The following is a 12,483-nucleotide window of genomic DNA, read 5'->3' as shown; positions in this document are numbered from 1 at the left end:
TCGCGCCGTGGGTGCTCGACGGGCCCATGAACGCCGACGCGTTCCTCACCTACGTCACCCGCGTCCTCGTGCCCGAACTCGCCAGCGGCGACGTGGTCATCTTGGACAACCTGTCGAGCCACAAGGCTCCCGCCGTGCGCGCCGCCATCGAGAGCGTCGGCGCCAGGCTCCTGTTCCTCCCGCCCTACAGCCCGACTTCAACCCGATCGAACAGGCGTTCGCGAAACTGAAGGCGCATCTGCGCAAGGCTGCCGAGCGCACCATCCATGGCCTATGGAACGCCATCGGCCGCATCCTCGAGCTCTACTCGCCACAGGAATGCGCCAACTTCTTCCCCAACTGCGGCTACGATGCAGACTGATCGAAAACCGCTCTAAAAGCGACCCTTCCGCTTCCGCCCCCCGTTACGGACGTGTCGACGCCCGGATTGCTCGGCACATCTTGGCGGCGGGATGATGTGGCCCTAGGCTCAGAGCAGCATTCTCGTTCGGAGAACTGAAATGCGGTTCGTCCTTCCCGTCATGATACTGGTTGCCACTCTCGTGGTCATGGATGCGGCGAAGGCGCAGACGGAATTGCGGGCCAGTGTCGACCGTTCCGAGTGGACGCCGTCGCAGAACCTGATGCTGAACCTTGCGACCGGCGACTATGTCGTCGCACCGCCAGCCGAAGGGTGGCCCCAAGCGATAGCGCAGCCTGCTGAACGGAACGGACAATTGGCAGGCGAGAGACTGCAGAAAGCACGCGCTCTTTCCGAGCAGGCGTTCAAAAGCGGACTGACCGACCGAAATTGTGAGGCCCAGAAGGGCCGTGACGGCGATTTGCTCCTCAGCAACGCGGTCGGTCCAATGGAGTTGACGCTGACCGACGGTCGCACGTCGCAAACATCGACACACACGGAATGCCGGTCTCCAGCAGCGAACGCCTTATTCGGCTATATAACGCTTTTGTTCGACCATCAGACCCCATGAGTCGCGCGGGCTTCGACCGGTGCATTAAACGCTGGCTGTCAGCCCTCCCGTGCTCGCGATGCTGACAGTCCTGCGCGAAGTCTTGAGCGTGGCGGGCGGTGCTTTCGACGAGCGGCCTGCCCGGCGGCACATACTGCTTTCGGTGTGCATCATCGTCCCCCTGATCGGGTTGTTCGTGAAGATGCACCCCGAGGTGCGCCCGCCCCCGCCTACAATCGCCTTCATGGGATTGCCGGTCAGCGGCACCCTTCAGGACGCAATGAGGAGGGGCTTCACCGACTGCTTCGCCACCGATGCGGTGCACATGCGCTGCCGTCGTCACAATCTGTATATCGAAAGCCTCGGGCCATATGAGGCGGCGGTCGACCTGGTGGGAAGCAGTGGCGAGGGCGGCTTCGACCAGCTAATTATCTGGCACGGCCGGGATAACGCAGCAGTGTTCAAGATCGGCGATGCTCTTCTGCACGCGGGTTGGGACCGTTGCTATACCAGCACCGGAAACTGGGGCGACCAGGCCGTTTTCACCCGCCCCGGCTCGCCGGTTCGGCTCTCGATGGATTTAAGCTATTGGGCCAACCGGAGGCTGAGGATCATTCCGGCCAGCAGCAACCAGGAACGGGACCGTCCCTGCATTTGACGTCCCCCCTGTTTTTTGGCCCATTTTGAGCGAGAGTTTTCCGGTCCTTTGAAGCCTTCTGGCAAGGAGCTGGACATGAAGAAATCGCGGTACACGGAAGAGCAGATTGCGTTTGCGCTGAAGCAGGCGGAGACGGGCACGCCGGTTGCCGAGGTGATCCGCCGGATGGGATATCGGAGCAGACCTTCTACCGCTGGAAGAAGGTGTACGGACTGTCCGCCGCGGCCAGGCTTTCCCGAAACTCGATCCTGTATGGAAAGGCTATGGCAAACCCTCAGACGGGCTTGGCCACGTCGTAATAGTCGTTCCCGCCTTCATCGGACAGGCAGTCGTTCAGCTGGAGGCCGGCGCCCGCGAGATGCGCGCCATATGCGCCCGCGCCTAGTGACCTGGATACGCGGCCAGTCAGCGTGTCGTTCCAGCAGCAAACCTCTCGAGGGGCGCTGAACAGAAATCGTCCACCGGGTTCCAGGGCATCGGCAATGTGAGCGAAGAGCACCCGTTGATCGCTCTCATCAAGCAGAAAGACGAGCCCGATCGATACGATTCCGAAGAATGCCCGATCGAAGAAGGAACTGGTCTGAGCCGCCTCGCACACAGCAGGCATGTCGGGCGGGTTGCGCCGATATGCCGAGATTAGCGAAGGCGATGCATCGACGCCCCATACTGGAAAACCAGCGTTCGCCAGTGCCTGCGCGATCGGCACACCGGAGCCGCATCCTATCTCCAAGATCGCAGCGGACGGCGGGAGGCGATCCTTTGCCCACGCCAGAACCAGGGCCGCACCGGCCGGCGAGCGCATAGCCATGAACTGGTCGGAAACCGCCTCCCAACCACCGGAACGATCCGTCGTCATCTTGCCCTCTTGCGAAAGATCAACAACCCAAACGGATCAGTAGAATGTCCTGAACCTTCCTGTCTTACCATTGCTTTCGGGACGGCCGCAAATGCTCCCGACTTCCGCAAGCCGCCGGTCCGCGTTCATCCAATCGTCGCCATTCATGAGAGCGAGATAGGACTACGTAAACGGAACCACGCGGCAGTTGCGGACTATAATCTACCGTGCCACACTTGCACAATGCGGCGCTCAAGGCTCCCGATCCCGATTATCTTTTTGGCCCTTGGAAGCTGTTCATACAACTATGATGTGAGCGCTGTTGTGAGCGGCGGTAAGCTGGCGTTCGTTGTTGATCCCAATTCTCGAAATGGTCCGTCCTGTATCAACCAGATTGATGTGGTTGCGTCAGGCGACGCAAGGGCGAAGCCTGCATTCGGCGACGACGCAGCCAGGATTCGATACGGCACTTTCTGGCATCAGAGTCTCGAATACGACTGCGTTGACGCGTTTCCGATATTCTACGGACAGCAACTCAGGGGCAAGCCGCAGCCTTCGGGACGCGTGTCCGCCAAGCCGCTCAGAATTGGTACCGTGTACGACGTGGCCACCACCTCCGGCACAGGGGGCTATGGCAGCGGATCTTTCAAGATAATGGCCGATCACACCGTCCTGAACGTGCCCCGGCAGCCTTTGGCTCGATGATACGATGGGTCGGATGACAGCTGACCACCATATTTGGCCATGCTGTCGATCGCGGCCGTTGAAGAGGGGACACCCTAGAGAGGACCCTCCGCCACGTCAGCCTGCGCCGCGACCCGCGGCCCGGACGCCACGGATGCGCTGACCGGCACGGTGTCGCTGCGGGGGGATTGGGGCAGCTTGCGCGACAGGCGCCAGAAGCGACGGTTGCCGAAGTCGTCGTTGGCCGCGCCATCATCGCGATGTTCCCAGTCATACCGGAACAAGCCACCTGCATTGAGGTCGGCCGAAAAGTGCCGCTCCACGTCCAGTCCCGCCGCTCTCGCCAGGCGCTCGATGTAAAAGGGGGACGGCCGGCTGCCCACGCCGTTCAGCGCTTCTTCGTCGATCTCCGCATGCTCATCCCGGAACAGGATGCGGTCGGGATCGCGGGAGTCGCAGACCACGGTCTCCAGGACGATCTCGTCGGCCATCCCGAAGCAGCACGCCAGGTGGGCGTCCACTTCCCGCAGATGATAGACCAACCCGAAGTTGAGGATCAGGTCGAAGCGGCCGAGGGACGCGAAGTCGCGTTCCAGGTCCATGCACTCGAACGCCAGGCGTGGCACCCCGCGGTGTCGCAGCTTGGCATGGTTGATGTTGCGGATCCGGCCATCGACACACAGCACCTCGGCGCCGATGTCGGCAAAGAAGGCGCCGATGTCCGCGTGTCCGCATCCGAGTTCCAGGACGCGCACGCCCTCGAAAAACTCGACGCCATAGATCTCCAGCACCTTCTCGATGCGCCGCGCGCGCCAGTCGAGGTAGGTGCGATCGTGCAGCCCCCTGTCCCTCAACATCCCGACATGCGCCAGATGCAGGTCCACCGGCGCCAGCTGCGCCTGCAGCATCAAAAGGTCTGTGCGGTCCCGCGCCTGATCCACCATCGCCGGCAGGCCGCGCTTGACCAAACTGGCCATGCCCAGAAGCGCGCCGGGCGTCACCGACGCCGCCGACCAGAACCGGATCGCGCGTTGAAGCAGTGGGGGCATTGCCAATCTCCTGCTCGACCAGCCCGAGCGGAGCTACGTCGCGGGCACCCCACCGCGACCCAGCCGACAAGAACACGGGGAGCCGCCCTCACTTCTCGCCGTGCCCTGGACTGGGCACATGCATGGGTTCGGTGCGGCACGAGATCGCAAAAACTCCGGCCCCGCCGCCCTCACCCGGCACAACGCCGGCGCAAGAACGGACGCGGACACCGCCACCGCTCAAGCGGAAGCGCTTGCCGGCCTGCTCATCGGCACGACACCCGAACGAACCGCTTCAGCCGCCATCTGCGCCCGATTGCGGCTGTTCGTCTTAGCTCGCAAATGTTCGATGTGACATTCCACCGTCCGGTGCGCGATCCCCAGCTCGATCGCGATCTCCTTGGCGGACAATCCCTCAACAACCCGTCCCAGAACCTCGAGCTCGCGATTGGTCAGCGATCCAGAGTCCCACGATACGGTTCTATAGTCGACCATGTTCCCTCCATTGAATCCGGATAGAAGTACGCGCCATTCAGAGCGACAGCACTTCACCCTCCCCGCATATGGTCAGGCACTTTGGCCAAGTGCTTCAAGTCTATTGGCGACGATTAGTTCGCCTGCCCGTCATATTACTTGGTAATAATTGAGTCACCCCCCCCTTTATGGGTGAGGGGGCCTAGTCAAACGGCGCGGCCGATGCAGGTCATCTCAGCCCTCGGACGTCTCACCGTTCCAAAGCCCGTCCTGCATCTTCACGAAATTGTCGGAGGCGGTGATCGCCATCGCCCAGAGTGCCGCCTGGGTGCGGTTCTCAAGCCCGGCCTTTCGAAAGATGGATTTCACATGCGCGCGCACCGTCTCGCCGGAGATGTTCATGGCCTGCGCGATGACCTTGTTCGACCGCCCCTCTGCCAAATGGGCCAGGACCTCCAGCTCCCGCGGCGACAGGGGAGTGCGCGCCGCACTCGGTGCCACGACCTGGACGAGCTGACCGGGCTCGTCCCGCCCGTTCTGGATTCGAGCGGGTTCGGAAGGTTCCTGGGGCGCCTGGAGGGAAAACCGGAGCCCCCCAAGATCCTTCCCGACCACGACAATGCAGGCAATGCGGGGTGCGGCACGGACACCATCGGCCATCACGATGTCCAGGCAGACCCCGGTCTCCCCCACCACCACGCGGACCACATCCGGCCGGTCTGCGTCGTTACGGTCGCCTTGTTCCAGCATCACGGACGTCGGCCCTCCCCTATGGCGCGCCTGATACGCCCCTCTTAGTATACAACAACATGGTTTATGTGACGTAAGGAAATACGTACAATTACCGAATTCGTAATATGACCCCCGAACATCCGTAGTTCTCACGTTTCATTGCCCGCTCTCGCGAACGATAATTACCTCCTCTCACGGCCGCTTCTTTGTCCCGGACTCGGGCCGGTTTGAGTAGAATCTGTCGAACAGAGGCGACGACATATGCGAAGACTGGGGAGCCGCCGTCCTGTGGATGGAAGTACGACCGTGGACGCGTGCGTCGCAAGGCACGCCGCATCCAAACCGGATGAGATCGTTGCCACCCACGCCGGGAGGTCGATCACCCGGGCAGAACTCGATCTCTATGCCTGCGCCATCGCCGACCATCTCCGTCGCGCCGGTGCCGACCGCGGCAAGACCGTCGCCATCTGCCTGCCCCGGGGCATCGATCAGATCGCGGCGTGCCTCGCCGTCATGAAGGTCGGGGCCGCCTGCCTCGCCCTTTCCCCCGATGCATCGGTTGAGATGCTCCGCTTCCGGCTCGCCGACTGCGGGGTGGTTCTGCTCGTGGTCCAAAATGAACGTGATCCGGTCGTCAGCGTCGCGGCCGGCGCGGCCATCCTGACGGTATCGCCCGATCTGACGGCCGATTTCCGCGAGCCGCCCCCCGCCGCCGCGAACGATCTCGACAGCCGCGGCGTCGCCTGGATCGCGCCCGCCGTCACCATCGGGGGCGCCACCTGCGGCGCGGAGATCACCCATGCCAATCTGATGCTGCTGGCCCATTGGCTGCGGGCGGAGTGCGGTGTCCGCCCCTTCGACCGCATCTGCCACATGGCGGAGCCGGGAACCTCGGCTGCGATGCTGGAGCTGTGGCCCGCCCTCGCCGCCGGAGCCACGCTCGTCATCATGGACGACGCGATCGCCGCCGATCCGGCCGCCATGCGGCTCTGGCTGGAGGCAGAGGCGGTCAGCGTGCTCGTCGCCGGGGACGAGGCGATCGACGCGCTGACACAGGCGCCGCTTGGCGAGGGCGCCCGGCTGCGCCTGGTGCTGACCGATGTCGAGCGCGCGCGCTGCTACCCGCCCGACGCCCGCTTCCGCCTCGTCGCCACCTATGGCCATGACGAATGCGCGCTCGTCAGTTCCGCCCACACCGTCGCCCGCAACGAACGTCCGGGTGGCCCGCACATCGGCCGGCCGATCGCCGGAACGACCATCCACATCCTCGATGCGGAGGGCTGCCAGGTTCCCCGCGGCCAAGAGGGCGAGATGTGGATCGGCGGCGGCGGCGTCGGCCGCGGCTATCGCAACCGCCCGCACCTGACGGCCGAACGCTTCGTGCCCGACCCGTTCGGGGACGATCCCGCCGGCATGATCTTTCGCACCGGCCGCCGGGCGCGCGCGCTGCCCGGCGGCGGCATCGGATACACCGGCATGATGGGAGCATCCTGACATGGCGACTGCCCTCAAGGTCGCGCGGGCGCGCATCGCCCGCACCCCGCCGATTGCCCCCCGCCCCCGCGGCGCGATCATCCCCATCACCGACGAACAGCGTCACGTCTGGCTGCACGCCGCCCGCTGCCCGGACGCCCCGCTCTACAACGAACCGTTCACGATCCTGCGCAAGGGCCCGTTCGACCTCCAGGCGTTCCGCGACGCCTTTGACGAGGTCGTGCGCCGGCACGAGGCCTGGCGCACCACCTTCCGCGAGATCAACGGCGAGCCGGTCCAGGTCGTCCATGCCGAGATGCCGAGCCACCTCGCCTATGTCGACCTGACCGGCATCGCCCTGATGGAGCATCGCGAGCGCGAGGCGCTGGCACTGGCAGAGGCGGATGCCTGGAAACCGTTCGACCTGGCGCACGGGCCGCTGTTCCGCGGTCGCGTGGCAAAGCTCGCCGACGATGACCACCGGCTCTACCTGGTCCTCCACCACCTGATCTTCGACGGCGTATCTATCAACCGCGTGATGATGCCGGAACTCGCCGCCATCCACGCCGCCTATCGGGAGGGCCGCCCCCACGGCCTGCCCGATCCCAGCGCCCAATATGGCGACTATGCCGTGTGGCAGCAGGACGCGGTGCGCCAGCGTTCGCGCGACCTGCAGATCGAATACTGGCGCCGGACCCTGGGCCAGGATCCGCCGATCCTGCAGCTGCCCGCCGATCGCCCGCACTCGACGGAGCGCACGCCCAACGGCTCGATGGAGGTGTTCGAGGTCCCGGAGGAGCTGCTCGCGCAACTCCAGGCGCTCAGCCGCGCCAACGGCGTCACCCTCTACATGACGATGCTCGCCACTTTCTGCACCCTGCTCCACCGCTACAGCGGGCAGGACGACCTCATCATCGGCGGAGTCGCGGACACGCGGCGCCGGCCAGAGACCCAGCGGATGATGGGCTATTGCATCAACAGCATGGCGCTGCGCAGCCGGCCGAGCGGCGACATGCCGTTCACCGACTATCTCCACCACGTCCGCGACGTGGCGATCGGGGGCATCGAGAACAGCGACGTCCCGTTCGGAGAGGTCGTCCACGCGCTCGGCATCCGCAGCGAAGCGGGCATGGCGCCCATCTTCCAGGCGATGTTCACCCTCGACCCGCCCCGTTCGCGGGAGATTGAGGGCTGGGACCTGGTCTCGCTTCAGGTCGCGCCCCGTACCGCCAAATATGATCTCTATACCGAGATCACCGACATCGGAGATCGCCTGTGCGTGCGGATCCTCTACGCCACCGACCTCTTCGATGCCGAGACGATCGTGGCGATGACCCGCCATTGGGAGCGGCTGATGCGCGGAGTCGTCGCGGCACCTGCAACCCCGCTCATCGACCTGCCGATGCTGGATGCGGACGAGGCGGCGGCGATGCTGGAACTTGCCCGCGGCGAATCGCGCCCGATCCCCGATCGCACCATCCACGAGCATGCGCGCGAGGCCGGCTGGTCGCGCGCCATCCACCCCGCGGTCCGCTGTGCCGGTACCAGCTGGACGCATCATGAGCTGTGGAAACGGGTCGACGAAATCACCACCCATCTCCGGCTGGCCGGCGTAGGCAAGGGAGACCTGGTCGCGGTCTGCATGACCCGCACCGCCGACACGGTCGCCGCACCGCTCGCGATCATGCAGGCGGGCGCTGCCTATCTTCCGCTCGACCCCTCGTTTCCGGCCGCGCGCCTGGACGCGATCGTCGCGGATGCGGGGCCGGTGATGGTGATCACCAACCGCGCGAGCGCCAGCGTCCTGCCGGGCTGGGGCGTCCCGGTGCTGGTCTGTGACGAGCTGCCGGCGATCCATCCGGCATCCAGTCGTGGGGTGATCCCCGTGGAGACGCTGCCGTCCGACCTCGCCTATGTGATCTACACCTCGGGTTCGACCGGCACTCCCAAGGGCGTCGAGATCGAGCACCGCTCTGCCGTCAACATGCTCGAATCGATGCGCCGCGCCCCCGGCTTCGGCCAGGACGACGTGCTGCTCGCCATCACGACGCCCACCTTCGACATCTCGATCCTGGAACTGTTCCTGCCGTTGATCGCCGGCGGGACGGTGGTGGTCGCGACCAGCGCCGAGTCGCGGGAGCCCGTGCTCCAGGCAGAGGCCATCGCCCGCAGCGGCTGCACGGTGATGCAGGGGACGCCCGCGACCTGGCGTGCGCTGTTCTCGAGCGGCTGGCCCGGGCGGCCTGGGCTGACCGTGCTGTGCGGGGGGGAGGCGTTGCCCCGCGATCTCGCCGACCGCATCCTGCATGCGGGCATGACGCTGTGGAACATGTACGGCCCGACGGAGACCACCGTCTGGTCGAGTATCGAGGCCGTCGGCCCGCACCGCATCACGATCGGGCGGCCGATCGACAACACGCGCATGATCGTGCTCGACGACGCCGGACGGCCCCAGCCGCCCAACACCGCCGGCCACCTGCTGATCGGCGGCGACGGCCTCGCGCGGGGCTATCGGGACGAAGCGCTCACGGCCAGGGCATTCACCCGGATCGAGATGCTGGACGGCGAACGCTATTATCGCACCGGCGACATGGCGCTGATCCGCCGCGACGGGCGCTGCGAATGGCTCGGCCGCCGCGACGGGCAGGTCAAGGTGCGCGGCTATCGCATCGATCTGGGGGATGTGGAGTCGGCGCTGGCGTCGCATCCCGACGTCGCCCTCGCCGCCGTCAGGACCTTCGACCAGGGCGGCCATGTCGGGCTCGCCGCCTTCTATGTCCCGCGCGGGCGGCGCGCGCCCGCCTCTGCGGAACTGCGCGACCATCTGCGCCAGATCCTGCCTTCCTACATGATCCCCGCGCAATTCGCCGCGATTGCCACCATGCCGCTTTCCACCAGCGGCAAGGTCGATCGAAAGGCGCTCCCCGCGGTCGAGGCCCAGCCGCGCGAACAGGCCCCGCACGAGGCACCGCATGGGGACGTGGAGCTCCGCCTCGCCGCGATCTGGGCCGAAATCCTCTCGGTGCCCGACATCGGCGTCACTGCCGACTTCCAGGAACTGGGCGGTCACTCGCTGCTCGCCGCACGGATGATGGGCCGGATCGAGGCGGAGTTCGGCCAGCGCCTTCCCATCTCCACGCTGCTGCGCGCGCCGACGATCCGCACGATGGCGGCGATGCTGGAACAGGGCGACGGACCCGGTCGGGTTCCCGATACCGTGATGATCCAGGACGGCATCGGCCGGCCGCTCTTCTGGATCGACGCGGTGCCCAATCTCCGGCCGGGCTATTACCGCGCCATGGCCGCCGCCATCGGCAGCGACCAGCAGATCATCGGCCTGCCGATCGACGTGGATCGCTACGACGGCTTCCGGGGTGAGGTGACGGTGCTCGACATCGCCCGCGACGTCGCCGACCGCGTCCAGGCGCACTCCGATGGCGAGCCCTATATGATCGGCGGCTGGTGCAACGGCGGCATCCTTGCCTATGCCGTCACGGCCGAGCTCGAACGGCGCGGCGCGGCCGTCGGGCTCCTCATCCTGCTCGATACCGCCAACCCCGCGCGCTACCGCACCATCGCCGCGCGCGTGCGCCATCAGGTGATCCAGCTCGCCACCTTGCCGATGGGCTGCAGGATGCCGTTCGCGATGGAGACGATGCGCGGCTATGCCTCCCGTTTCCGGCGGCGGCACATTCCGGGGCGCACCGAAACCGGCGACCTGCTCGACCTCAATGACCGTTTCATGCGCATCGTGAAGGCCTATGAACCGGTGCCGCTTTCCGGGCGCGTCGCGCTGTTCCAGCCGCGGGAGGGCAAGATCGATTATGCGCCGGGCTGGCGTAACCTGATCGCGGACCTGCGTGCCGAGGACGTCGCCGGCGGCCATGTCTCGGTCCTCGACAATCCGCAGGTCGAAAACCTCGGGCGCCGCATCGCCCTCCAGATCCAGCGCGTGCAGCGATTGTTGGCCGCGAGCGCCGCGGGATGAACGCGGTCGTCGACCTGATCCGCATCGACCTTGATGCGGTATCGGAAGAGGCCTTGTTCGAACGAACCAGCTGGCAAGAGCGCGCGGAGGCGGCCCGGCGACGGCGCTCCCTTGACGGGCGCCGCTTCCTCGCGCGGCGGGTGGCGATGCGCAGCAACCTCGCCCATCTGCTCGGGCGCGCGATCAAGGACGTCTCGCTCTCCCGCGACCGGCTGGGGCGGCCGATGGTGCGGGACGGCAGCATGCACATCAGCCAGTCCTCGCGCCGCAACGTGATGATCGCGGCCTTCTGCACCGACCGCCCGATCGGCTGCGACGTGGAGGAGGTGCTGCACGGCATCGACATCGATGCCGTCGCCGCCCTTTGCTTCGGCCCCACCGAACGACGGCTGCTCCGGGCGATGGGTCCGGCGCGCCGCCTGCACGGCTTTTACGACTGCTGGACGCGGAAAGAGGCGTATCTGAAGGCCATCGGCACCGGCATGGCGGTGGAGATGGCCAGCTTTCAGACGACCCACCGTGCCGGGCCGCCGACTCGCTGGGGCCGGGTCGACTGGTCGTCGGAGAGCTGGAGCCCGTTGCCCGGCTTCGCCGCCGCCGTCGTGGCACGCGGCACCGACTGGCGAATGCAGCACCGCCCGGACGCGACCGCGCTATGCGTCAGCGTCTCTGCATGAGGCAAAGGCGTTCCGATACGCCGCCCCCGCCGGCTTGAGCCTGCCGCCGCTCAGCTTGCCCTGAAAGGTGGAATCCGAGTTCCAATAGCTCTGGTAGACCGGCCGCGTCCGTTCGAACCATGCCGCCGCCTGCTCGATATAAGGCCCCGCACCGGGCGTCATCACGCCCCACTCGGCATAGGCGGTCGGCTTGCCGTGCGCGTTGGCAAAGGTTTCCAGCCAGCGCAGACCATAGGGCCGCTCGACCGTATAGGCCCAGGCCAGCCGCGCATCGTCCGGCAGCCAGCGCGTGTCGTAATAGGCGTCCATCCCGATCACATCGACGACATCGTCGCCGGGATAGGAGGCCGCGGGATCGTCGGTGCCGCCGATGTTGGGCACCCATTCGAAGCGGAAACGCGGGGACACCCCGCGGAAGGTCTCGGCAAAGCGGCGAAAGGCGGCGACATAGTCCGCCTCGCGCCCGTGCGATGCCCAGGGGAAGAAGTCCGCATTGAACTCCCAGCCGGTGCGGATCGGGATGGTCGCATCCCCCGGCGTGCCGGTGACGATCTCGCGGGCGGCGCGGGCATAGCGCCCCGAATAGGCACCGCGTCCGGCTTCTGCCAGCGAGGCGCCGTGCGGGATCAGCGGGATGGCCCAGTACAGCCGCCGCCTGGTGTCGCGCCAGCGGTTCAGCTGGAACCCGATCGAACCCGACCAGTCCGTCCAGTCCCTCTGGCCGGTGCTGATCGCCACCCCGTCGACCGGGCATCCCAGCCATTGTTCGAACTGCCGCAGGTCGGCGGGGTCGTTGCCGACATGCACCACCAGCGCGGTATCGCCGTCAGCCTGCGGGATCTGCAACGCAACGCCCGCCGTTCCGACCAGAACCGTCAGCGCAACCGCCATCCTGCCTAGCGACATCCTCACCTCCCGTTCTCCCGCCGGGAACATGACGGACGCTTGCCGGCCGCGCATCGGTATTCACGCCGACTAGGACGC

The 12,483-nt window shown here is 66.1% G+C and carries 11 protein-coding genes and 2 pseudogenes; 8 read left to right on the top strand and 5 right to left on the bottom strand.

The window, feature by feature from the left end:
- From QP045_RS17840 to QP045_RS17825, 4 genes and pseudogenes are all read left to right on the top strand, one after another.
- Positions 1–361: pseudogene (locus QP045_RS17840) on the top strand (transposase); the annotation flags it as partial.
- A gap of 139 nt (positions 362–500) precedes the next feature.
- Complete coding sequence (locus tag QP045_RS17835) at positions 501–971, top strand: hypothetical protein (RefSeq protein ID WP_422516350.1); 471 nt, start codon at positions 501–503, stop codon at positions 969–971.
- A gap of 58 nt (positions 972–1,029) precedes the next feature.
- Entirely contained in the window at positions 1,030–1,608 is a 579-nt protein-coding gene (locus tag QP045_RS17830) for a hypothetical protein (RefSeq protein ID WP_422516352.1), read from the top strand.
- A gap of 75 nt (positions 1,609–1,683) precedes the next feature.
- A pseudogene (locus tag QP045_RS17825) lies at positions 1,684–1,847 on the top strand (transposase); the annotation flags it as partial.
- Between the two features lie 35 nt (positions 1,848–1,882).
- Here QP045_RS17825 and QP045_RS17820 read toward each other — a convergent pair.
- The gene (locus tag QP045_RS17820) at positions 1,883–2,464 is read right to left on the bottom strand and encodes a class I SAM-dependent methyltransferase (RefSeq protein ID WP_422516349.1); all 582 of its coding nucleotides are present in this window, start codon (positions 2,462–2,464) and stop codon (positions 1,883–1,885) included.
- A 291-nt stretch (positions 2,465–2,755) separates the two neighbouring features.
- Here QP045_RS17820 and QP045_RS17815 point away from each other — a divergent pair, with 291 nt between their 5' ends.
- On the top strand, positions 2,756–3,148 hold the full coding sequence (locus QP045_RS17815) for a hypothetical protein (protein WP_422516348.1): 393 nt from the start codon (positions 2,756–2,758) through the stop codon (positions 3,146–3,148).
- A 74-nt stretch (positions 3,149–3,222) separates the two neighbouring features.
- Here QP045_RS17815 and QP045_RS17810 read toward each other — a convergent pair whose 3' ends face one another.
- The 3 genes from QP045_RS17810 to QP045_RS17800 form a co-directional block, all read right to left on the bottom strand.
- Positions 3,223–4,176: a class I SAM-dependent methyltransferase gene (locus QP045_RS17810; protein ID WP_422516347.1), complete on the bottom strand. Its 954-nt coding sequence runs from the start codon at positions 4,174–4,176 to the stop codon at positions 3,223–3,225.
- A gap of 219 nt (positions 4,177–4,395) precedes the next feature.
- On the bottom strand, positions 4,396–4,650 hold the full coding sequence (locus tag QP045_RS17805; RefSeq protein WP_422516346.1) for a response regulator transcription factor: 255 nt from the start codon (positions 4,648–4,650) through the stop codon (positions 4,396–4,398).
- A 213-nt stretch (positions 4,651–4,863) separates the two neighbouring features.
- Positions 4,864–5,379, bottom strand: a complete 516-nt coding sequence (locus tag QP045_RS17800; protein ID WP_422516345.1) for a response regulator transcription factor — start codon at positions 5,377–5,379, stop codon at positions 4,864–4,866.
- Between the two features lie 288 nt (positions 5,380–5,667).
- On the opposite strand from QP045_RS17800, the gene QP045_RS17795 reads away from it, so the two are divergent.
- Genes QP045_RS17795 through QP045_RS17785 form a run of 3 tightly spaced genes read left to right on the top strand, consistent with a single transcriptional unit; the run spans position 5,668 to position 11,499 of the window.
- A complete protein-coding gene (locus QP045_RS17795; RefSeq protein WP_422516344.1) occupies positions 5,668–6,855 on the top strand; it encodes an AMP-binding protein in 1,188 nt (395 codons plus the stop codon).
- A gap of 1 nt (position 6,856) precedes the next feature.
- Complete coding sequence (locus QP045_RS17790) at positions 6,857–10,822, top strand: non-ribosomal peptide synthetase (protein ID WP_422516343.1); 3,966 nt, start codon at positions 6,857–6,859, stop codon at positions 10,820–10,822.
- Positions 10,819–11,499, top strand: coding sequence for a 4'-phosphopantetheinyl transferase family protein (locus QP045_RS17785; RefSeq protein ID WP_422516342.1), 681 nt, complete (start codon positions 10,819–10,821; stop codon positions 11,497–11,499). Before QP045_RS17790 ends, QP045_RS17785 begins: the two co-directional genes overlap by 4 nt.
- Here QP045_RS17785 and QP045_RS17780 read toward each other — a convergent pair.
- Positions 11,476–12,405, bottom strand: a complete 930-nt coding sequence (locus tag QP045_RS17780; protein ID WP_422516341.1) for a glycosyl hydrolase — start codon at positions 12,403–12,405, stop codon at positions 11,476–11,478. The genes QP045_RS17785 and QP045_RS17780 overlap by 24 nt on opposite strands.
- Positions 12,406–12,483: the final 78 nt, after the last annotated feature.

The organism is Sphingomonas sp. 3-13AW, assembly GCF_049311085.1.
Taxonomy (GTDB): Bacteria; Pseudomonadota; Alphaproteobacteria; order Sphingomonadales; family Sphingomonadaceae; genus Sphingomonas.
This window is presented reverse-complemented; position numbering and strand designations above follow the sequence as displayed.